Here is a 20,446-nt window from a genome sequence, read left to right on the forward strand (position 1 = left end):
AGGCTGCCGATGTGGTGGCGAACAGAAGGGCCGTGCCGATCATGAAGCCACCGCCGATGGCGATCAGGATGATCAGGCAGGCGAGCCCGCCGAGGATCAGGATGATCGGGTTCCAGTCGAGGCTGTCGCGCGCCGGGAGATCGCCGCGCAAGGCTCCGATGGCGTTGCCGATGCCAAGCAGAACAAGTCCGCCTGAGACGACAATGGGCATGACCTTGGGGCCAAGATCATAGGGAGAGAGGATCTGGAGCTTGGTTATGTCCCACCAGACCAGGCCGGCAAGGACAAGAAGAAGGAGTGCGATGACGAGGCCTGCCACGTCGATGCGCCGCTGGGGGGATGTAGCCATGGAATGTCCCAAAAAAGAAGCGCCGCGCTCAGAAACGCGGCGCTCCCAACGGCCTTTAGCTTGAAATTTAAGACTTCACCAGCCCCACCGCAGTGAGCACTTCTTTCGTGAGAGCCTGTTCGTTAGCCAGGATCTTGGCGAAGGCGTCGCCGGAAACGTAGGCGTTCTCCCAGCCCTTGGCCTTGAGAAGCTCCTGCCACTCCTTGGACTGGGCCAGCTTGTCCATGGCGTCCGTCAGAGCCTTCTTCTGGTCGGCGGAGATGCCGGGAGGGGCAACGACCGCGCGCCAGTTGGCGATCTCGAGATCGATGCCCTGCTCCTTGATGGAGGGCACGTCCACATTGGCCGTCTTGGTGGCCGAGGTCAGGCCAATGAGGCGCAGCTTGCCCGCCTTCACTTGGCTCTCGAACTCGCCGTAACCCGAAATACCCGCCGTCACCTTGCCGCCGAGGATGGCCGCCAGAGCCTCGCCGCCGCCGGAGAACGGGATGTAGTTGATCTTGGTCGGGTCTGCGCCCGCAGCCTTGGCGAAGAGAGCCGCCGCGATGTGGTCGACGCCGCCGGCCGAACCGCCAGCCCAGGTCACCTTGGCCGGATCGGCCTTGATGGCCGCGGCGAGATCTTTGGCGTTCTGGATTGGCGAGTTGGCCGGGACCACGATCGCCTCGTACTCCGTCGTCAGGCGGGCGATGGGAGTCGTCTGATCGAGGGTCACCGGCGACTTGTTGGTGAGAAGCGCGCCCACCATCACATAGCCCATGACCATGAGCTGATGACCGTCGCCCTTGGAATTGTTCACGAGTTGGGCGATGCCGATGGAGCCGCCGGCGCCCGGCACGTTGGTGACCTGCACGCTCTTGGCGATGCCGGATTGGGTCAGGGCCTGCTGCATAGAGCGGGCCGTCTGGTCCCAGCCGCCGCCCGGCGCTGCCGGTGCCATGATCTTGAGCTCCATCTGCGCTGCCGCCGATGTCACGAATCCTGCCACGGCCGCCGCAGCGAGAGCGCTGCGCCAAAGACCTTTACGAAAGTGGCTCATAAGTTTCCTCCATTGACGCTAACTGCACGTCAAAGCGTCCGCGGCAGAACCTAAAGAGGGAACGGGGGGGCGGCAAGCGGCTAGCTGCTTTATCGTTGTTGAACCTTCGCGTAAGAGCTTCGCCATAAGGTGAGCAGCCATGTGCCCGGAGCAGGGCTGGCGGGCGACTTCGCCCGAAACCATCCTTATATGTCTAAGTCCAAGACGCAGAATTAAGCGGAGACCGCCTCATGTCCTCATTCGATGTCGACCTTTTCGTGATCGGAGGCGGGTCCGGCGGCGTCCGCGCGGCGCGCATCGCCGCGAGCTACGGCGCGAAGGTCATGGTGGCCGAGGAGTACCGGGTCGGCGGAACATGCGTCATCCGGGGCTGCGTGCCGAAGAAGCTGATGGTCTATGCCAGCCGCTTCGCCGACGATTTCCACGACGCGGAAGGCTTCGGCTGGAGCGTCGGCGAGACGCGCTTCGATTGGACGACCCTGATCCGCAACATGGATCGGGAGATCGGCCGCCTCGAGGGGATCTATCGCGCCAATCTGGAGAAGGCAGGCGTCGAGATCGTCGACAGCCGCGCCGTGATCGAGGACGCCCATACGGTTCAAGTGCTCAAGACCGGGGAGCGCATCCGCGCCCGCTACATCCTGGTGGCGGTCGGAGCTCATCCGACCCTGGAGCCGGTCATCCCGGGCGGCGAGCTCGGCATCACCTCCAACGAGGTCTTTCATCTGGAGAGCCTGCCGAAGCGCATTCTGGTTGTGGGCGGCGGCTATATCGCCGTCGAGTTCGCCGGCGTCTTCGCCGGCCTCGGCAGCGAGGTCACGCTGCTGCACCGGGGCGATAAGCTCCTGCGCGGCTTCGACGAGGATGTGCGCGATGCGCTCGGCGAGGCCTATGCCCAGCGCGGGATCAAGTTGGCTCTGGGCACGACTCTCAGGAGCATGGAGAAGACACCCGGAGGCATCGCCGCGACTTTGTCCGACGGCTCCGTGCTCACGGCCGATCAGGTGCTCGTCGCCACAGGGCGGCGGCCCAACACGAAAGGGCTCGGGCTGGAGAATGCCGGAATCGCCGTCGATGAGGTCGGCGCCATCCCGGTCGACGGCTATTCCCAGACCCTTGTGCCCTCGATCTATGCGGTGGGCGACGTGACCAACCGGGCGAACCTCACCCCTATCGCCATCCGCGAGGGCCATGCCTTCGCGGACACGGTGTTCGGAGGAAAGGAGACCATCGTCGATCATGATTTGATCCCTACAGCCGTCTTTTCGACTCCGGAAATCGGCGTGATCGGCTGCGGCGAGGCCGCGGCGCGGGCGATCTATGGCGATATCGACGTGTACAAGACCGCCTTCAGGCCGATGAAGGCCACGCTCTCGGGCGGCAAGGACCGGGTCTTCATGAAGCTCATCGTCGAGAAGGCCAGCGACAAGGTCGTGGGCGTCCACATCATGGGTCACGATGCGGGCGAGATGATCCAGCTTGCTGGCGTCGCCGTGACCATGGGCGCCACCAAGGCCGATTTTGACCGCACCGTCGCGGTTCATCCAACGGCAGCAGAGGAGCTGGTGACCATGCGCACGCCCGTGGTGGTCAAGAAGCCGGTGGCGGTGGGATAGACAAGCCGGGAAGGCATTGCAGGGGGCGCCGAGTGAGCCTGATCCATAACGAGCAGACCAAGTTGACCGCGACGGCGCTCAACAATGTCGCCGTCGCGTTCGTCATCGCCGGGTTCGTGGGGCCGATGGTGGCCGTTGGTTACGGATCGGAGGCTATGCCAAGGGATGCTATCGCCATTGTGGTCAGCATCATTTGGCTTTTCGTCGGGTTTATCCTACATTCCATAGCGAAGTTGATCTTGAGAGACCTGAAGCCATGACCCTCCTGGAAGCCTATGTTTACTTCGGCATCCCGGTTATCGCTGTGGCGATGGGGTTTGGCGCCCTCTGGATGTCCCGGCGCGAGAGCCGTCAGCGCCACGCACGCTGAGGCACGCCTTTTCTTCATCTCGCGGGTTTTGAAGCTTGGTTCGCGGGAACGCGACACGCGGTCCCCTGGTGCGCGTCGGTGCACTAACGCACTCGCCTTTTTGTTTATGTCGTGTATAGGTGCCTTTTCGTGCCGCTTGTTGCGGTGAACGACGAGAATTTTGAGAAAGGACACGGGGGTAAGTGTCATGACCGAGCGGTGGACGCCCGACAGCTGGAGAAACAAGCCGATCCAGCAGGTTCCGGCCTTTCCGGACCTTGAGGCGCTTGAGAGCGTCGAGCAGCAGCTCGCCGGCTTTCCTCCGCTCGTCTTTGCGGGCGAGGCCCGCAAGCTGAAGCGCACCTTGGCCAAGGTCGCCAAAGGCGAGGCCTTCCTCCTGCAGGGCGGCGATTGCGCCGAGAGCTTCGCCGAGCATTCGGCCGACAATATCCGCGATTTCTTCCGCCTCTTCCTCCAGATGGCCGTGGTGCTCACCTATGCGGGCGGCTCGCCCGTGGTGAAGGTCGGCCGTGCGGCCGGCCAGTTCGCAAAGCCGCGCTCGGCCCCGACGGAGACCATCGACGGCGTCGAACTGCCGAGCTACCGGGGCGACATCATCAGCGACATCGCCTTCACGCCGGAGGCCCGCACGCCCGATCCACGCCGCCAGCTTATGGCCTACCGCCAGTCGGCCGCGACCCTCAACCTGATCCGCGCCTTCGCCACCGGCGGCTACGCCAATCTCGAGAACGCCCATCGCTGGATGCTCGGGTTCGTGAAGGATTCACCGCAATCCTCGCGCTACAGCGAGCTCGCCGAGCGCATCACCGAGAGCCTGAACTTCATGCGGGCCATCGGCATCGATCCCGAGACGCATCCCGAAATGCGCTCGACGGATTTCTACACCAGCCATGAGGCCCTGCTGCTCGGCTACGAGGGGGCCATGACCCGCGTCGATTCGACGACAGGCGACTGGTATGCGACCTCCGGCCATATGGTCTGGATTGGCGACCGCACCCGCCAGCTCGACCATGCTCATGTGGAATACATGCGCGGCATCAAGAACCCGATCGGCCTCAAATGCGGTCCGTCGCTCTCGGCCGACGGGCTGCTCAAGCTGATCGATACACTCAATCCCGAGGACGAGGCCGGCCGCCTGACCCTGATCTGCCGCTTCGGCGCCGACAAGGTGGGCGATCACCTGCCGGGCCTGATCCGCGCGGTCCAGAAGGAAGGGCGCACCGTCGTGTGGTCCTGCGATCCGATGCACGGCAACACGATCAAGGCGGCCTCGGGCTACAAGACCCGGCCCTTCGAGAGGGTCATGGGCGAGGTGCAGGACTTTTTCGCCATCCATCAGGCGGAAGGGACGCATGCGGGCGGCATCCACCTGGAAATGACCGGCAAGAACGTAACGGAATGCACGGGCGGCGCCCGTGCGCTCACCGATGCGGACCTGCGCGACCGCTATCACACCTATTGCGATCCGCGCCTCAACGCGGAGCAGGCGCTCGAAATCGCCTTCCTGACCTCGGAGCTCATCAAGCGGGAGCGCCAGTCAAGGGAACAACCGACCGCCCTAGCGGCGGAATAAACGATTGGGCCGATTAAGAAAAAGGGGCGCTTTTGGCGCCCCTTTTTCTTTACGCATACGCAACTCTACTAGAATATGAGCTTAGCTCAGCCAGCCCATGAAGAAGAGGATAAGAATGATCGGCAGAGGAATGCCGATGAGCCAAAGCAGTCCGCCTTTAAACATGTCAGTCTCCCATGCAATTCGTGTTGGGACAACGAACTGGACTGTTCCGGGTTCCCACAAAGCTTGAGCTTTGCAGAAGCCGTTGAATCGCGAGCCCCTGACCTTGGCAAGCCTCATGCAAAGGCGCTGGATCAGCCCTGCTCGATGAGCGTTTAAGAGTTCATGGGAAAGCTTTAGCCTTGCATTGCTGCGTCCCCCAGGGCGCGCTAAATCCGAAGCGCATCATGCGGAAAAGTGGTCCCGGTTTTCCGCGCCGGATGATGCGCCTATCAAGAAAGGGAGCATCGGATGGATCCCAAAAGTGGCCTCCACTTTTGAGTCCGATGCTCAGGTATCATGGCTCAGAACACGCTCAAGATCGCTCTCGCGCAGCTCAATCCCATCGTCGGCGATGTCGCCGGCAACGAAGAGAAGGCGCGGGCCGCCCGCGCGGAAGCGGCCCGGCTCGGGGCCGATATCGTGATGTTCGCCGAGCAGTTCCTCGCGGGCTATCCTGCCGAGGACCTCGTGCTGAAGCCGGCGTTTCAGGATTCCTGCCGCGCTGCGCTCGAACGGCTGGCTCGCGAGACGGCGGATGGCGGGCCCGGCATGCTCATCGGACTGCCCTGGCGGGAGGGCGACGCCCTCTACAACGCCTATGCGCTTCTCGACGGCGGCTCGATTTCCGTGCGCTTCAAGGTCGACCTGCCGAATTACGGGGTCTTCGACGAGAAGCGCAATTTCGATGCCGGGCCTCTGCCTGGGCCCGTGAATTTCCGGGGTATCCGGCTCGGGCTTCCGATCTGCGAGGACATCTGGACCGGCGATGTCGTCGAGTGCCTCGCCGAGACGGGCGCCGAGATGCTCCTCGTGCCCAACGGCTCGCCGTATTGGCGCGGCAAGACCGAAGAGCGCTTCAACATCGCGGCGGCCCGCGTGACCGAGAGCGGGCTGCCGCTGGTCTATCTCAATCAGGTCGGGGGCCAGGACGAACTGGTCTTCGACGGCGCGTCCTTCGTGCTCAATGCCGATTGCTCGCTCGCCTGCCAGCTGCCCGCCAACGAGGAGATCGTCGCGCTCACCACCTGGGTGAAGGGCGAGGACGGCTGGGCCTGCCGCGAGGCCCCCGTCGTGACGGTGGAGGAGGGCGAGGAAGCGGACTACGCGGCTTGCGTTCTGGGCCTGCGCGACTATGTCGACAAGAATCGCTTCCCCGGCGTGGTGCTGGGTCTGTCCGGCGGCATCGATTCCGCCATCTGCGCCGCCATCGCGGTCGACGCGCTCGGAGCCGAGCGGGTGCATTGCGTCATGCTGCCGTATCGCTACACCTCGGGCGAGTCGCTGAAGGACGCGGAGGACTGCGCCAAGGCGCTCGGCGTCCGCTACGACATCCTGCCGATCGCTGCGCCCGTGGAAGGCTTCGAGGCGGCCCTGGAGCCGATCTTTGCCGGCGCCAAGCGCGACCTCACGGAGGAGAACCTCCAGAGCCGGGCCCGCGGCACCATCCTCATGGCCATCTCGAACAAGTTCGGCGCCATGGTGGTGACCACCGGCAACAAGTCGGAAATGTCGGTGGGCTATGCCACCATCTATGGCGACATGAATGGCGGCTTCAATCCGATCAAGGATCTCTACAAGATGGAGGTCTACCATATCGCGGCCCTGCGCAACCGCTGGAAGCCGAAGGGCGCTCTAGGTCCTGACGGCATCGTCATCCCCGAGAATATCCTGACCAAGGCGCCGACGGCCGAACTGCGCGAGAACCAGAAGGACCAGGATTCGCTGCCGCCTTACGAGGATCTCGACGAGATCCTGCGCGGCCTGGTGGAGGAGGAACTGCGCGTCTCCGAGATCGTCGCGAAGGGCTACGATCCGGAGATCGTCAAGAAGGTGGAGCGGCTGCTCTACATTGCCGAGTACAAGCGCCGCCAGGCCGCGCCTGGCGTGAAGGTCACGCGCAAGAATTTCGGCCGCGACCGCCGCTACCCCATCGTCAACCGCTATCGCGACCAGGGCTTGGTAGCTCATCAGAAGGACGAGGCCCTGGAGCGCGCCATCGGCAAGCCGCGGGCGGGTTCGCAGGACGTGTAGAACACGCGCCACATACCATCCACGTCATCACCGGCCTTGTGCCGGTGATCCCGATCACTTGAAGCGCGCGCTTGTTTGTATCGGGATGGCCGGGACAAGCCCGGCCATGACGTCGTCGGTATCATCCCGGGCGGCTGCTGGCTGGGAATGATACCGAAAAGCCCGTCACCCCTTGCGCCGCCGGGCTCCCTTCGCCATAGGGTTGGTCATGTCCAAGCCCATCGTTCGCTTCGCCCCGTCTCCGACCGGGCACATCCATATCGGCAACACCCGCGTCGCCCTGCTCAACGCGCTCTATGCGCGACGGGAAGGCGGCACCTTCGTCCTGCGTTTCGACGATACGGACGTGGCGCGCTCGAAGAAGGAATATGCGGATTCCATCGAGACCGATCTGAAGTGGCTCGGCATTGCTCCCGATGTGATCGTGCGCCAGTCGGATCGGTTCGATCTCTATGACGCCGCCGCCGAGCGGCTGAAGGCGGTTGGCCGCCTCTATCCCTGCTACGAGACGCAGGAAGAGCTCGAATTCCGCCGCAAGCGCCAGCTCGCCCGCGGCCTGCCGCCGATCTACGACCGGGCAGGCCTCAAGCTCACCGACGAGGACCGGGCCAAGCTCGAACAGGAGGGACGAAAGCCCCATTGGCGCTTCCGCCTCGAGCCCACGAATGTCACCTGGGACGATCTCGTGCGCGGCCATTGCCACGTGGATTGCGGCTCGCTGTCCGATCCGGTGCTGGTGCGCGAGGACGGGACCTATCTCTACACGCTGCCCTCGGTGGTGGACGACATCGAGCTTAAAGTGACCCATGTGATCCGGGGCGAGGACCACGTCACCAACACGGCGGTGCAGATCCAGATCTTCGAGGCGCTCGGCGCTGCCGTTCCCACCTTCGCCCATCACAGCCTGCTGATCACGGCGAGCGGCGAGGGCCTGTCCAAGCGCCTCGGCCATCTCTCGATCAAGGGCCTGCGCGATGCCGGGCTGGAGCCGCAATCGGTGGCCTCGCTCGCAGTGCTGGTCGGATCGGCGGAGGCCGTGCGGCCGGTGGCCGATCTCAACGAACTCGCCCGCCTGATCGACTTCTCCCACATCTCCCGGGCCCCCGCGAAGTTCGACGAGAGCGAGCTGGAGCACCTGAATGCCCGCCTCATCCACGAGATGCCCTATGAGGCCGCGCGCGAGCGTCTGGCGCAGCTCGATGCGGATGCGGGCGAAGCCTTCTGGCTCGCCGTGCGCGGCAACCTGACGAAGGTTCAGGATGCGGTCGAGTGGGCGAGGGTGGTGAGCGGTCCCGTAACGCCGGTCATCGAAGACAAGGCCTTCATCGAGGCGGCGACAAACGTCCTTCCGCCGACGCCGTGGGATGCAGCGACCTGGAAGGCTTGGACCGAAGCCGTGAAGACGGCCACCGGCGTGAAGGGCAAGGCGCTGTTCATGCCCCTGCGTCTCGCGCTGACTGGCCTCGATCACGGTCCGGAACTGGGAGCGCTGCTTCCGCTGATCGGACCCGAGCGCGCCATGGCGCGGTTGTCGGGGCAGGCGGCTTAACCCACTCCACGTCATGGCCGGGCCTGTCCCGGCCGTCCCGATACGAAAAAAGCCGCGCTTCATTCCATCGAGATCACCGGCACAAGGCCGGTGATGACATGCGGTGGTTACGCCTTGATCTTGTACCCCGTCCTGAAGATCCACCAGACGGCGGCAAGGCAGATCAGCATGAACACGAGCGTCATGCCGAGGCTGATGCCCACGCCCACATCCGCGACGCCGTAGAAGCTCCAGCGGAAGCCGCTCACCAGATAGACCACCGGATTGAACAGGGCGACCGTCTGCCAGAACGGCGGCAGCATGTTGATGGAATAGAAGCTGCCGCCAAGAAAGGCGAGGGGCGTCACGATCATCAGCGGGACGACCTGCAGCTTCTGGAAGCTGTCGGCCCAGATGCCGATGATGAAGCCGAAAAGGCTGAAGGTGACGGAGGTCAGCACCAGGAAGGCGATCATCCAGAAAGGATGCTCGATCGAGAAATCCACGAAGAGCCGCGCCGTGATCAGGATGATGGCGCCGATGACCACCGACTTGGTGGCGGCCGCCCCTACATAGCCGATCACCGTCTCGATTGCCGAGATGGGAGCGGAGAGGAGCTCGTAGATGGTGCCGGCGAATTTCGGCATGTAGATGCCGAAGGATGCATTCGAGATACTCTCCGTCAGGATGGAGAGCATGATCAGGCCCGGCACGATGAAGGCGCCGTAGCTCACGCCGTCGATACTGGCCATCCGCGAGCCGATAGCCGATCCGAAGACGATGAAATAGAGCGAGGTCGAGAGAACCGGCGAGGCGATGCTCTGCATCAGCGTCCGCCAGGTGCGGGCCATTTCGAAGAGATAGATGGCCTTGATGCCGTAGAGATTCATGGGCGTCCCCTGACCAGGCTGACGAAGATCTCCTCGAGCGAGCTCTCGGAGGTCTGCAGGTCCTTGAAATCGATGCCGTGCTCGTTCAGGCGGCGCAGAAGGCCGGCGATGCCTGTCTCCTGCGTCTGGGTATCGAACGTATAGACGAGTTCGGTGCCGTCGGGGGAAAGCTGCTGGTTCTCGGATTGCAGCTCGGTGGGAAGCACCGAGAGAGGGCTCTGCAGGTGCAGGGTGAGTTGCTTCTTGCCGAGCTTCTGCATCAGGACGTTCTTGTCCTCGACCAGGATGATCTCGCCCTTGCTGATCACCCCGATCCGGTCGGCCATCTCCTCGGCCTCTTCGATATAGTGGGTGGTCAGGATGATCGTGACGCCGCTCTCCCGCAGACGACGGACCATGTTCCACATGTCCCGCCGCAGCTCGACGTCGACACCCGCGGTCGGGGCTCGTCGAGGAAGAGGATCTTGGGCTCGTGCGACAGGGCCTTGGCGATCATGATCCGGCGCTTCATGCCGCCCGAGAGCGTCATGATCTTGCTGTCCCGCTTCTCCCAGAGGGAGAGGTCCTTCAGGATCTTTTCGAGATAGGCCGGATTGCCGAAGAGCCCCCGGCTGAATGTCACCGTCGCCCAGACGCTCTCGAAGGCATCGGTGGTGAGTTCCTGCGGGACGAGGCCGATCTTGGTGCGCGCGGACCGATAATCGCGGATGATGTCGTGGCGGTCGGCGGTAACGGTGCCCGTGCTCGGATTGACGATCCCGCAGATGATGCTGATCAGGGTCGTCTTGCCGGCGCCGTTGGGCCCGAGCAGCGCGAAGATCTCGCCTCGCCGGATCTCCAGATCGACCTTTTTCAGGGCCTGGAAGCCCGATGCATAGGTCTTGCTGAGCCCGGAGACGGCAATGATGGGATCCGATGCGCCCGCGGGCCGGGGCATCTCAAGGGAATCGAGCGGTTTCATGCCGGGGTGATAGCATGACCGGAGGCTGTGCGGAATGCGCGGGCTCGTACGCTCCCTTGTCATCACCGGCACAAGCCCGGCCATGACGTGGAGGGTGTCATCCCCGGCGGTCCGAAAGAGCCCGGAAGGGGACCATAACCGCGCGTCCGGATTTAAATTCCCTTGCCCTCCGTTGAGCTCCGGCCGGGAATGACCGTTCTGAACGCAATCAGTTCTGCGCGTGCGGGACCGGGATCAGGTTGGGTGCGATCACCCGCACCGTCTTCTTCTGGCCATTGCCCGCAACGACTTCCTGTTTGGAGCCCTCGCCCTGGCTGACCACGGCGTTGGTCTCGATCGATTGCGGCCCGATACCGGCCGATTCCTTGCTGGCCGTCGGAGCGGCGGCGGCGATCTCGGCGGCCTCCTTGGTCTCGTCGTCGGCCTTTTTGTCGGCGGCCTTGCGGGCTGCCTGCACCTTCGGCCTGGAGAGTTCCTCCGCCTTCTCGGCGGTGACGATCAGGTCGCCCTTGCGCTGCTCGAGCATGCTCTCGGCCTTGCGCAGAACCACGGCCCAGCTATCGCCCTGCTTCTTGCAGGCGCAGCTTTCGTCGAAGGTCTTCCGGAACTTGAACGCGTTCGCCAGCGACGTATAGGGCTGGTTGCCGGAGAGCGAGGCTGCCCGATTGAGGCCCTGATCGCCGCCCGGATAGGCGAAGGCCAGGGTTTCCGTGCCTGGGCAGAGGGACTGGCACATCTCGTTCGCGCTCTGACCGCCGCCCGGCGGGGTGGTCAGCGGGAAGAACGACCCATCGCAGGTCTTGACGCAGATCAGGCGTCCGCCGCCCATGGACCGTGGTCCGTCATCGGCGATGATGGGCTGCCCCTCGGGCATGATTTCCTGCTGCTGTTGCTGGCGCGGAGCGCCGAACAGGGATTCGAAGAATCCGCGCGGCTGATCGGTGGAGCAGGTCTGCTGGACGGCCACCTGCAGCTGCCGGCGGCGCGCGTCGACCTGGCTCAGATCGACGGCCTGCGAGGCGAGGCGGGCATAGCCGGCCTCGAGCTGGCGGATCTGCTGGGCGATCGAGCCGCATTCGGCCGGCGCCGGGCCGGCGAGGAAGCCGAGCGGTCCGCGCTCGCAGCCGATATTGCGGTAATAGCCGACGAGGCGGTTGATCTCCGCCCGCTGGGCCTGCATCTGGCCGGTCGGCGCGCTCCCGCTGCTGCGGTCCAGGGCCGCCAGTTCGGCTTGGAAACGCTGGCACTGCGCCGACTGGGCATAGGCGGCCTGTCCAGCGGCCAGAAAGGCCGTCACGGCGATGAGGGAGCGGAGAAATGATGTCTTTGCCATAGAGCTGATCGCAGAACCGGTCCGTTGCGGCGTCACATGCCTGAGTGATCTGGTCATGTGCCGCTGGAATTTGACCCTATTGTGATTAACGCCTTGCCCCGTTCGAAGGAAGCTGTCTAGCTTTCCCCGGTCCGCGACTTCGAAAAGTGATCCTGCATGTACTCTCATACGACCATCGGGGCAAATGACCTCGCCCGGGCGAGCGGCTTCTACGATGCGGTGTTGGCTCCCCTGGGGCTCGAGGTGCGGTTCTCGGATGAGAGCATCATCGGCTGGGGCCTTCCCGGCGGGCGGCCGCAATTCCTGGTCGTGCACCCGTTCGACGGCAGGGATCCGAGCCCGGGCAACGGTTCCATGATCGCGCTGCTGGCGTCGAAGCGCAGCCTTGTCGATGCCTGTTATGCCGCCGCCTTGGAGCAGGGCGGAACGGACGAGGGCGGGCCGGGTCTGCGACCGCATTATCACCGCAACTATTACGGCGCCTATTTCCGGGATCTCGACGGCAACAAGATCTGCATCGTCAGCCATCACACCGAGTAACCTCTCGTCAAAGGCTCAAACCATCCCCACATGACAGCGTAACCGTGGGAGTTGATTGGAAAGATGCTTGCTCGAATCGCTTTGGCCCTGGCCCTGACGATGGGCGCGTTGACTGGCGCCGCCGCTCAGGAGCCCGACCTGATTTTCAAGAAATCGACGGTCTGGCGGGCGCTGACCCCGGACGACAAGCTCGCGATCTACGGGATCGACGATCCGGTGGTCGACGGCGTGGCCTGCCACTATACGACTCCCGAGCGCGGTGGCATTTCCGGCACCTTCGGCGTTGCCGAGGAGGTCTCCGACATCTCGTTGTCCTGCCGGCAGGTGGGCCCGGTGAAGTTCAAGCAGAAATTCGGCCAGGGCGACGTGGTGTTCAGCGAGCGCCGGTCGCTGATCTTCAAGAAGATGCAGATCGTGCGCGGCTGCGACGCGAAGCGCAATACCCTGGTCTACATGGTCTATTCGGATCGGCCCATCGAAGGCTCACCCAAGAACTCCACCTCGACCGTCCCGCTGATGCCCTGGGGCACCGAGGTTCCGCCGAAATGCGGGGAGTGGCTGAATAAGTAGAAAGGTCAGTGACGGCTCCGGTTTTGGAGAATCATCATGACCCCTCATCCTGAGGAGCAGACGTAGTCTGCGTCTCGAAGGAGCCTGCAGTGCTCTCTGGATCCTCCTTCGAGACGCCGCTTTCAGCGGCACCTCAGGATGAGGCTGAGAGTTGCGGACCAGCTTTTAAGTCGAACCGTCGCTCAGCAGCAGCCTTGCGGCCGTCGCCCACATGATAAGCCCGATGGCGATGTCGAGGATCCGCCACGTGACGGGCCGTGCAAAGAGGGGCTTCAGGAGCCGGGCGCCGAATCCGAGGGAGAAGAAGAACGTGAAGGACGCCAGCATGGCACCCGTGGCGAACAATACCTTTCCCTCGTCGAACTGGGTCGAAATCGAGCCGATCAGGACCACCGTGTCGAGATAGACATGCGGGTTGAGCCAGGTCAGGGCCAGGCAGGTGAGAACCACCCGGCCAAGTCCGGTCTGTGCCGTGTCGGACGGCCTCAAGGACTCTGACTTGAGAGCGGCCATGAAGCTGCGCGCTCCATAGGCGATCAAGAAAGCGGCTCCCCCGTATAGCAGAACCGTCTCGGCCCAGGGCACCCGCGCGCTGAGTTGCGCGAAGCCGGAAACGCCGGCCATGATGAGCAGCGCATCCGAGAGGGCGCAGGTCAGGCACACCGCGAGAACGTGCTCGCCGCGCAGACCGACGCGCAGCACGAAGGCATTCTGCGCCCCGATGGGGAGGATCAGGCTGAGGCCGAGCAGAAAGCCGGCGAGAAGGTGAGCGGTCATGTCGATGGTCCAAGGAGGAATCGACGTTTCCTAAGTGCTGACCTATGATTAGGGAAATTAAAGTCTCTGAACCTAATTTAGAAAATCTAATCTGATGCTGGATTACGCTCTTCTTTCCGCCCTGGCTGCCGTGGTGCGCACCGGTAGCTTCGAGCGGGCGGCGCAACAGCTCAACGTGACGCCGTCCGCCGTCTCCCAGAGGATCAAGCTGCTGGAGGAGCGGATCGGAGCCGTTCTCGTCATTCGGGGGCAGCCGTGCCTGGCCACCGAAGCGGGCCAGCGCCTGTGCCAGCATGTGGAGCAGGTCTCCCTCCTCGAAAGCGCCCTGCGCCAGAACCTGCCCGGCCTGGAATCCGAGACTCGCCCGGTGACCCTGCGCCTTGCGGTCAACGCGGACAGTCTCGCCACCTGGTTCATCCCGGCGATGGCCAGGACGGAGGGATTGCTTTTCGACCTGGTTCTGGACGATCAGGATTACAGTGCGGATTGGCTGCGGCGCGGCGAGGTCGTGGCGGCCGTGACCTCCCACGGCAGGCCGATTCAGGGCTGCAACTGCTATCCCTTGGGCGCCCTGCGCTATGTGGCGACTGCGAGCCCCGACTTTGTGCAGCACTGGTTCGCCGAGGGATTTAGCGGGCAAACGGCGGCTCGTGCCCCGTGTCTGGTTTTCAATCCGAAGGATCAGTTGCAGGCGACATGGCTGCGCCAAGCCCTTGGGAGCCAGTGGAGCGAGGTGCAACCGCCGCTCCACTGGCTCCCGTCGTCGCAGGCTTTCGTCGATGGCGCCCTGGCAGGGCTGGGCTGGGGCATGAACCCGGAGCTGCTGGTCCAGGACCATCTCCAGGCAGGGCGGCTGGTGGCGTTGAAGCCGTCTCAGCCTCTGGAGGTGCCGCTTTACTGGCAGCAGAGCCGGATCGTCGGTCCTCTGCTGGCGGACCTGACCCGAGCCGTCCTCACGACTGCCCGGGCCATGCTTTCGCCGATGTCGTCTTAGGTCGGATCCGTCTCAGTTCGAGCAGGTCACGGAGACCGGCGGCTCCTTGGGGCCGAGGGAAGCCTTCTGGATGTTGCCCGTGACTTCCTCGGGCGAGATCTGCCGGTAGGAAACCGCCTTGGTGTAACCATGGGCCTCGCACCAGGCGTTTGCCACAACTTGGCCACAAGCCTGGTTTGTGATCAGGCATTCCGCGACGCCATAGCCGTCGGCAGCGGGAACCATGAAGGTGGCTTCGGTCGAAGAGGCCTGGGAGCCATTGGGGAGCAGCGTCAGGGACGCGGCTGCAAGAAACACAACAGTACCCATTCCGAGCATGGTGAATGCGCGGCGCATCGTAGACCTCTTTGTTTGAACTCGTGCCATTATGTCACGAGTGTGCGTGAACAAAGCTCTAACGCGCTTGGCCGGAACCCGTTTCATGCGGTCGTGCAAATTAAACATGATTACCAAATCGGAAATCTTGACGTTGTGAGCCTGAAAAGGCATTGATGGCTTCATGAACACGGCAACGATCCTCATTTCCGGGATTATTTGCGGCTAGCGCATTTCGCTGGCTGGAGCCGTCTCGTTCTCATTCCAAGATCGAAACCACCCTCCGGCCTGCGGCCTGACAGGGATTTGGTTTCATGGCGGCAAGCTTGAGGCTCTACAACACGCTGACCCGGTCGAAGGACGTCTTCGTCCCAATCGATCCTGAGAACGTGCGCCTCTACGTCTGCGGACCCACCGTTTACGACTACGCCCACATCGGCAACGCCCGCCCGATCATCGTCTTCGACCTTCTCTTCCGTCTGCTGAGGCGTGTTTACGGTAAGGAAGCGGTCACGTATGTGCGCAATATCACCGATGTGGACGACAAGATTAACGCCCGCGCCGCCCGGGATTACCCGGACCTGCCCCATAACGAGGCCATCCGCGTCGTCACCGGCAAGACGGAAGAGCAGTTCCACGCCGATATCCGGGCGCTGGGCGTGCTCATGCCGGAGGACGTGAACGAGGCAGGGAAGCTTCCCCGTTTCGTCGAACCCCGGGCGACCGAGCACATCGACGAGATGCGCACGATCATCGGGCGGCTGATCGACCGCGGGGCGGCCTATGTGGCCGAGGGGCACGTGCTCTTCTCCGTCGCCGCGATGCAGAAGCTGCCGAACGTGCCGCAATACGGCGCCTTCTCGAAGCGCTCCCCCGACGAACTGCTCTCCGGCGCCCGCGTGGATGTGGCGCCCTACAAGCGCGACCCGATGGATTTCGTGCTCTGGAAGCCCTCGGGGCCTCAAGATCCTGCCTGGCCATCGCCGGCCGGCATTGCGACCCCGGGCCGTCCCGGCTGGCACATCGAGTGCTCGGCCATGTCCTGGAAGCACCTGGTCGAGGCCTTCGAGACGAGGCTCGCCTGCGCCGACCCGACGGCCCGCGAGATTTTCGACATTCACGGCGGCGGCATCGACCTCGTCTTCCCGCACCACGAGAACGAGATCGCACAAAGCTGCTGCGCCTTTGACACGCCGCGCATGGCCAATGTGTGGATGCACAACGGTTTCCTGCAGGTGGAAGGGGAGAAGATGTCGAAGTCGCTCGGCAACTTCTTCACGATCAACGAGTTGCTGCAGGATTGGCCCGGCGAGGTTTTGCGCTTCAACATGCTGCGCACCCATTACCGCCAGCCCATCGACTGGACGATCAAGGGCCTCGAGGAAAGCGAGAAGATTCTCGACCGCTGGTATGAACTTGCCGGCCGGGGAGAGGCTGTTTTCCTTTCGGAACAGATCATCGACGCGCTCGCGGACGACCTCAATACGCCGAAGATGCTGGCGGAGCTTCATGCTCTCGACGGGCAAGGGGCTCATGAGGAACTCGGTGCGAACCTTCGTGCGCTCGGTTTCCTTCTCGAAGGAGCCGAGGCCTGGGAGGCCCGCAAGTGGGCTTCGCTCAGCATCGATCCCGCGCAGGTCGAAGCGCTGATAGGGGCCCGCAAGGAAGCGCGCGCTGCCAAGAACTGGGCCGAGTCCGACCGCATCCGCGACGAGCTCGCGGCGCTCAATGTGGTGGTGAAGGACAACAAGGACGGCACGACCACCTGGGAGGTCGCGCGATGAGTGCGTCATTACCGTCCACCGTCATCCCCGGGCTTGTCCCGGGGATCCCGATCGGTAAAGCATCGCGCTCTGCCCATCGGGATGGCCGGGACAGGCCCGGCCATGACGTGTGTGAAATGTGCTGCACATTCAGGAATGGGAGTGCGTGCTGATGGGACAGGCATCGCCGAAACCGGGGCTTCGACCCTTCCTGCCCGCCGATCTGCCGGTGCTCGTCGACATCTACGAGGAGAGCATCGCGGAGCTGACGGGCGAGGATTACAGCGAGAGCCAGCAGGAGGCCTGGATGGCACTCGCGGAGGATGATTCCTTCGCAGAAAAACTGACGAAGGGGCTAACCCTGATTGCGACCGTCGAGGGTTCTCCCGTCGGCTTCCTTGCCCTCAAGGACAACGAGGTGATCGAGCTGTTTTATGTGCATCCGGCAGCAGCCGGGCAGGGGATCGGCACGATGCTCTACGATGCCATCGAAAAGCTCGCCGGCGCACGCGGCGCCTCGCGTCTCGTGGCGGAGGTCAGCGACAATGCGCTGCCCTTTTTCCAGAAGCATGGCTTCCAGCCGCAGCGCCGCAACACCGTGCCGCTCGGCGACGAATGGCTCGGCACCACCACCATGGAAAAGCGTCTGACGCCCCAGGAAGACAGGAAGTTGTCGTCATGAGCCGCGAGCGCATCACCCTCTTCGACACCACCCTGCGCGACGGTGCGCAGACCACCGGCGTGGATTTCTCGCTCGAGGACAAGAAAGCGATCGCCACGCTTCTCGACAAGCTCGGCATCGATTACGTTGAAGGCGGTTATCCGGGCGCGAACCCGCTCGACACAACGTTCTTTGCCGAGAAGCGCACGAAGAATGCCAAGTTCACCGCCTTCGGCATGACGAAGCGGGCAGGGCGCTCGGTCTCGAACGATCCCGGCGTCGCGGCGCTGCTCGAAGCGCAGGCCGACGCGATCTGCTTCGTCGCCAAATCCTGGGACTATCATGTCCGCGTGGCGCTTGAGACGACCCCGGAGGACAACCTCGCGGGCATCCAGGAGAGCGTCGAGGCCGCCCGCGCAAAAGGCCGTGAGGTGCTCGTCGATTGCGAGCATTTCTTCGACGGCTACAAGGCCAATCCCGATTACGCGCTCGCCTGCGTGAAGACGGCCTACGGGGCCGGTGCACGCTGGATCGTGCTCTGCGACACCAATGGGGGCACGCTGCCTCACGAGGTGACCGAGATCGTCACGGCTGTGACTAAGATTGTGCCCGGTGCGCATATCGGCATCCATGCGCATGACGATTGCGGCTGCGCGGTTGCCAATTCGCTCGCCGCCGTGGAAGCGGGCGCGCGTCACATCCAGGGCACGCTCAACGGCCTGGGCGAGCGCTGTGGCAACGCCAATCTCATCACGCTCATCGGCGCCTTGAAACTGAAGGACGGCTATGCCGCCCGCTTCGATCTCGGCGTCACGGACGAGACTTTGAGCCAGCTCACCCATGTCTCGCGGCAGGTGGACGAGATTCTCAACCGTCAGCCGAACCGCCATGCGCCTTTCGTGGGCTCGAGCGCTTTCGCAACGAAAGCCGGCATCCATGCCTCCGCCGTGCTGAAGGATCCGCGCACCTACGAGCATGTGGAGCCGGAAGTCGTCGGCAACGCGCGCAGGCTTCTCGTGTCCGATCAGGGCGGGCAGTCGAACATTCTCGCCGAATTGAAGCGCTGCGGCTTCGAGCTCGAAAAGGGCGATCCGCGCATCGCCCGCGTGCTCGACGAGGTGAAGCGCAAGGAGGCGCAAGGCTTCGCCTTCGAAGGCGCGGACGCGTCCTTCTACGTGCTCGTCAAGCGCATGCTCGGCGAAGTGCCGGCCTTCTTCGACGTGGAGCGCTTCTCCGTCAACGTGGAGCGCCGCTTCAACGCGGTCGGCGAGCTGGTTACCGCCTCGGAAGCCATCGTGAAGGTGCGCGTGGGCGACGAGGTCCTGATCTCGGCCGCCGAAGGCAACGGTCCGGTGAACGCGCTCGACGTCGCCCTGCGCAAGGATCTCGGCAAGTATCAGAACCTGATCCAGGACCTGGAGCTGGTGGATTATAAGGTTCGCATCTATCAGGGCGGATCGGATGCCGTCACGCGCGTGCTGATCGAGTTCATGGACGGCTCCGGCGAGCGCTGGACCACCATCGGCGTCTCCCCGAACATCATCGACGCCTCGTTCCAGGCGTTGACGGATTCGATGGTCTACAAGCTTCTCAAAAGCGGAGCGTCGCTCTAACAAGTCTTTTGCAACGCGCGACCTCATCCTGAGAGCCTGGCTCATCATGCACTCCCTCGCCGTCATGCGCGGCACAAGGCCGGTGATGACGCGAGGAGGCCGCTGGCCCTTTACGAGCCAGACTCTCACGATGAGGTCAGTGTCCGCATTCGACACTGCTGAAACCGAGCATCATTCCAGGCAATCCCATGAACGTCTCGATCCTGCTGCCGCTCTCAGGAATTCTTCTGGGCGGCGTGTTCCTCTCGTCCCAGGCGCCCATCAATGCCGCCCTGGCGCGATCCCTCGACGATCCGGTGCTGGCGGCCTGCATCTCGTTCGGGATCGGTTTTCTAATCCTGGCGGCGATCAGCGTCTTTCGGGGTTCATGGCCGTCCGGCGGCGCCATTGCCGCAGCGCCTTGGTGGTCCTGGCTCGGAGGTTTCCTCGGCGCCTTCTATGTCGCCATCGTGATCTGGGGCGTGCCGCAGCTCGGCGTGGTCAGCACCGTGGCGGCCTTGGTCTTCGGGCAGGTTGCGGCGGCACTGGTTCTCGATGCCGTGGGAGCCTTCGGCCTTCCCGTGCAGGCGATCACCTGGCAGCGATTGCTGGCAGCAGGCCTCATCCTGAGCGGGCTCGTACTGTCGCGCGCAGGATGAGGACGTCTTTAAAACCGGCTCTCGATGGCTTCCTCGTTGCTCACGATCCCGACCCGCCGGGCGGCGTTTTCGAGCATGGGAATGACCTCTTCCACCCGTTCGGCCACGAGGTAGTTGAGCTCCAGCCCGGGGCGGATGAAACCTTGTTCGCGCATGTGGGCGATCAAGGTGAGAAGCGGCTTCCAGAAGCCCTTGGTGCTCAGCATCAGGATCGGCTTGGTGTGCCGGCCGAGCTGCGACCAGGTCATCTGCTCGACGAGCTCCTCCAGGGTCCCGATCCCGCCGGGCAGGGCGACGAAGGCGTCGGCCTTCTCGAACATCAGGCGCTTGCGGGTGTGCATGTCAGGCACGACGATGGTTTCTTGCACGTCGTCGAGGAGCTTCTCGCGGGACTTCAGAAAGTCAGGGATGATCCCTGTGACATAACCGCCGTGATCGAGCACGGATTGAGCCACCGTGCCCATGAGGCCCACATTGCCGCCGCCATAGACCAGATTGATCCCCTGTTCGGCCATGGAGCGGCCCAATACCGCCGCATTCTCAGCGAAAACGGGGTCGTCCCCGAAGCCGGAGCCGCAATAGACGCAAATGGATTTGATCGATCTGGTGGATGACATGGGCATATCGGGGAGGCGGGGAGCCTCCCGCGTTGAGTCGTAGAGCATTATTTGTCCTTTATGG

At 63.5% G+C, this 20,446-nt stretch carries 19 protein-coding genes and 1 pseudogene; 12 read left to right on the plus strand and 8 right to left on the minus strand.

Annotated features, from left to right (window positions below; genetic code table 11):
- Both FS320_RS17425 and FS320_RS17430 read right to left on the minus strand, forming a co-directional pair.
- Nucleotides 1-349 (minus strand): tripartite tricarboxylate transporter TctB family protein (locus FS320_RS17425; RefSeq protein ID WP_152713099.1); only part of this gene is annotated, 349 nt, incomplete at its 3' end.
- A gap of 67 nt (nt 350-416) precedes the next feature.
- A complete protein-coding gene (locus tag FS320_RS17430) occupies nt 417-1,388 on the minus strand; it encodes a Bug family tripartite tricarboxylate transporter substrate binding protein (RefSeq protein ID WP_152713100.1) in 972 nt (323 codons plus the stop codon).
- A gap of 230 nt (nt 1,389-1,618) precedes the next feature.
- Between FS320_RS17430 and gor the strand changes: the two genes are divergently transcribed.
- The 5 genes from gor (at nt 1,619) to gltX (ending at nt 8,731) form a co-directional block, all read left to right on the plus strand.
- Nucleotides 1,619-3,004, plus strand: a complete 1,386-nt coding sequence (gene gor, locus FS320_RS17435; protein WP_152713101.1) for a glutathione-disulfide reductase — start codon at nt 1,619-1,621, stop codon at nt 3,002-3,004.
- A gap of 32 nt (nt 3,005-3,036) precedes the next feature.
- The gene (locus FS320_RS17440) at nt 3,037-3,264 is read left to right on the plus strand and encodes a hypothetical protein (protein ID WP_162003052.1); all 228 of its coding nucleotides are present in this window, start codon (nt 3,037-3,039) and stop codon (nt 3,262-3,264) included.
- Between the two features lie 297 nt (nt 3,265-3,561).
- Nucleotides 3,562-4,947, plus strand: a complete 1,386-nt coding sequence (locus FS320_RS17445; protein ID WP_152713102.1) for a class II 3-deoxy-7-phosphoheptulonate synthase — start codon at nt 3,562-3,564, stop codon at nt 4,945-4,947.
- A 501-nt stretch (nt 4,948-5,448) separates the two neighbouring features.
- On the plus strand, nt 5,449-7,182 hold the full coding sequence (locus tag FS320_RS17450; RefSeq protein ID WP_152713103.1) for an NAD+ synthase: 1,734 nt from the start codon (nt 5,449-5,451) through the stop codon (nt 7,180-7,182).
- Between the two features lie 208 nt (nt 7,183-7,390).
- A complete protein-coding gene (gene gltX / locus FS320_RS17455) occupies nt 7,391-8,731 on the plus strand; it encodes a glutamate--tRNA ligase (protein ID WP_152713104.1) in 1,341 nt (446 codons plus the stop codon).
- Nucleotides 8,732-8,838: 107 nt separating this feature from the next.
- Here gltX and FS320_RS17460 read toward each other — a convergent pair whose 3' ends face one another.
- From FS320_RS17460 to FS320_RS17470, 3 genes and pseudogenes are all read right to left on the minus strand, one after another.
- Nucleotides 8,839-9,600 (minus strand): ABC transporter permease, encoded by a 762-nt coding sequence (locus FS320_RS17460; protein ID WP_152713105.1) that lies wholly within the window; start codon nt 9,598-9,600, stop codon nt 8,839-8,841.
- Nucleotides 9,597-10,561: pseudogene (locus tag FS320_RS17465) on the minus strand (ABC transporter ATP-binding protein). Before FS320_RS17465 ends, FS320_RS17460 begins: the two are co-directional and overlap by 4 nt.
- Nucleotides 10,562-10,769: 208 nt before the next feature.
- On the minus strand, nt 10,770-11,894 hold the full coding sequence (locus FS320_RS17470; RefSeq protein WP_162003053.1) for a DUF2865 domain-containing protein: 1,125 nt from the start codon (nt 11,892-11,894) through the stop codon (nt 10,770-10,772).
- Nucleotides 11,895-12,050: 156 nt separating this feature from the next.
- On the opposite strand from FS320_RS17470, the gene FS320_RS17475 reads away from it, so the two are divergent.
- Both FS320_RS17475 and FS320_RS17480 read left to right on the plus strand, forming a co-directional pair.
- Nucleotides 12,051-12,434 carry a VOC family protein gene (locus FS320_RS17475; RefSeq protein ID WP_152713107.1) on the plus strand — a complete coding sequence of 128 codons (384 nt, stop codon included), beginning with the start codon at nt 12,051-12,053 and terminating at the stop codon, nt 12,432-12,434.
- 63 nt (nt 12,435-12,497) lie between these two features.
- Nucleotides 12,498-13,004: a CreA family protein gene (locus FS320_RS17480; RefSeq protein ID WP_152713108.1), complete on the plus strand. Its 507-nt coding sequence runs from the start codon at nt 12,498-12,500 to the stop codon at nt 13,002-13,004.
- A gap of 165 nt (nt 13,005-13,169) precedes the next feature.
- On the opposite strand, the gene FS320_RS17485 is transcribed toward FS320_RS17480, so the two are convergent.
- A complete protein-coding gene (locus FS320_RS17485; RefSeq protein WP_152713109.1) occupies nt 13,170-13,781 on the minus strand; it encodes a LysE/ArgO family amino acid transporter in 612 nt (203 codons plus the stop codon).
- A 94-nt stretch (nt 13,782-13,875) separates the two neighbouring features.
- Between FS320_RS17485 and FS320_RS17490 the strand changes: the two genes are divergently transcribed.
- Entirely contained in the window at nt 13,876-14,775 is a 900-nt protein-coding gene (locus tag FS320_RS17490; RefSeq protein WP_152713110.1) for a LysR family transcriptional regulator ArgP, read from the plus strand.
- A gap of 12 nt (nt 14,776-14,787) precedes the next feature.
- Here FS320_RS17490 and FS320_RS17495 read toward each other — a convergent pair whose 3' ends face one another.
- Nucleotides 14,788-15,111: a hypothetical protein gene (locus FS320_RS17495; protein WP_152713111.1), complete on the minus strand. Its 324-nt coding sequence runs from the start codon at nt 15,109-15,111 to the stop codon at nt 14,788-14,790.
- A 293-nt stretch (nt 15,112-15,404) separates the two neighbouring features.
- Between FS320_RS17495 and cysS the strand changes: the two genes are divergently transcribed.
- From cysS to FS320_RS17515, 4 genes are all read left to right on the plus strand, one after another.
- Nucleotides 15,405-16,874, plus strand: coding sequence for a cysteine--tRNA ligase (gene cysS, locus FS320_RS17500; protein ID WP_152713112.1), 1,470 nt, complete (start codon nt 15,405-15,407; stop codon nt 16,872-16,874).
- Nucleotides 16,875-17,025: 151 nt separating this feature from the next.
- On the plus strand, nt 17,026-17,535 hold the full coding sequence (locus tag FS320_RS17505; protein WP_152713113.1) for a GNAT family N-acetyltransferase: 510 nt from the start codon (nt 17,026-17,028) through the stop codon (nt 17,533-17,535).
- On the plus strand, nt 17,532-19,127 hold the full coding sequence (cimA, locus tag FS320_RS17510; protein ID WP_152713114.1) for a citramalate synthase: 1,596 nt from the start codon (nt 17,532-17,534) through the stop codon (nt 19,125-19,127). Before FS320_RS17505 ends, cimA begins: the two co-directional genes overlap by 4 nt.
- 188 nt (nt 19,128-19,315) lie before the next feature.
- Nucleotides 19,316-19,765 (plus strand): DMT family transporter, encoded by a 450-nt coding sequence (locus FS320_RS17515; RefSeq protein ID WP_152713115.1) that lies wholly within the window; start codon nt 19,316-19,318, stop codon nt 19,763-19,765.
- 8 nt (nt 19,766-19,773) lie between these two features.
- Here the strand turns inward: FS320_RS17515 and FS320_RS17520 are convergent, their stop codons facing one another.
- Nucleotides 19,774-20,382 (minus strand): LOG family protein, encoded by a 609-nt coding sequence (locus FS320_RS17520; RefSeq protein ID WP_152713116.1) that lies wholly within the window; start codon nt 20,380-20,382, stop codon nt 19,774-19,776.
- Between the last annotated feature and the right edge of the window lie 64 nt (nt 20,383-20,446).

This window comes from Microvirga tunisiensis (assembly GCF_009296175.1).
GTDB classification, from domain to species: domain Bacteria; phylum Pseudomonadota; class Alphaproteobacteria; order Rhizobiales; family Beijerinckiaceae; genus Microvirga; species Microvirga tunisiensis.

Excerpts from the sequence above, each read along its gene's own strand:
- FS320_RS17460 (WP_152713105.1), bottom strand. The coding sequence starts at position 9,600 with ATGAATCTCTACGGCATCAAGGCCATCTATCTCTTCGAAATGGCCCGC.
- FS320_RS17470 (WP_162003053.1), bottom strand. The coding sequence starts at position 11,894 with ATGGCAAAGACATCATTTCTCCGCTCCCTCATCGCCGTGACGGCCTTT.
- gor (WP_152713101.1), top strand. The coding sequence starts at position 1,619 with ATGTCCTCATTCGATGTCGACCTTTTCGTGATCGGAGGCGGGTCCGGC.
- FS320_RS17485 (WP_152713109.1), bottom strand. The coding sequence starts at position 13,781 with ATGACCGCTCACCTTCTCGCCGGCTTTCTGCTCGGCCTCAGCCTGATC.
- FS320_RS17505 (WP_152713113.1), top strand. The coding sequence starts at position 17,026 with ATGGGACAGGCATCGCCGAAACCGGGGCTTCGACCCTTCCTGCCCGCC.
- FS320_RS17490 (WP_152713110.1), top strand. The coding sequence starts at position 13,876 with ATGCTGGATTACGCTCTTCTTTCCGCCCTGGCTGCCGTGGTGCGCACC.
- FS320_RS17430 (WP_152713100.1), bottom strand. The coding sequence starts at position 1,388 with ATGAGCCACTTTCGTAAAGGTCTTTGGCGCAGCGCTCTCGCTGCGGCG.
- FS320_RS17495 (WP_152713111.1), bottom strand. The coding sequence starts at position 15,111 with ATGCGCCGCGCATTCACCATGCTCGGAATGGGTACTGTTGTGTTTCTT.
- cimA (WP_152713114.1), top strand. The coding sequence starts at position 17,532 with ATGAGCCGCGAGCGCATCACCCTCTTCGACACCACCCTGCGCGACGGT.
- FS320_RS17450 (WP_152713103.1), top strand. The coding sequence starts at position 5,449 with ATGGCTCAGAACACGCTCAAGATCGCTCTCGCGCAGCTCAATCCCATC.
- cysS (WP_152713112.1), top strand. The coding sequence starts at position 15,405 with ATGGCGGCAAGCTTGAGGCTCTACAACACGCTGACCCGGTCGAAGGAC.
- FS320_RS17480 (WP_152713108.1), top strand. The coding sequence starts at position 12,498 with ATGCTTGCTCGAATCGCTTTGGCCCTGGCCCTGACGATGGGCGCGTTG.
- gltX (WP_152713104.1), top strand. The coding sequence starts at position 7,391 with ATGTCCAAGCCCATCGTTCGCTTCGCCCCGTCTCCGACCGGGCACATC.
- FS320_RS17475 (WP_152713107.1), top strand. The coding sequence starts at position 12,051 with ATGTACTCTCATACGACCATCGGGGCAAATGACCTCGCCCGGGCGAGC.
- FS320_RS17445 (WP_152713102.1), top strand. The coding sequence starts at position 3,562 with ATGACCGAGCGGTGGACGCCCGACAGCTGGAGAAACAAGCCGATCCAG.
- FS320_RS17515 (WP_152713115.1), top strand. The coding sequence starts at position 19,316 with ATGAACGTCTCGATCCTGCTGCCGCTCTCAGGAATTCTTCTGGGCGGC.
- FS320_RS17520 (WP_152713116.1), bottom strand. The coding sequence starts at position 20,382 with ATGTCATCCACCAGATCGATCAAATCCATTTGCGTCTATTGCGGCTCC.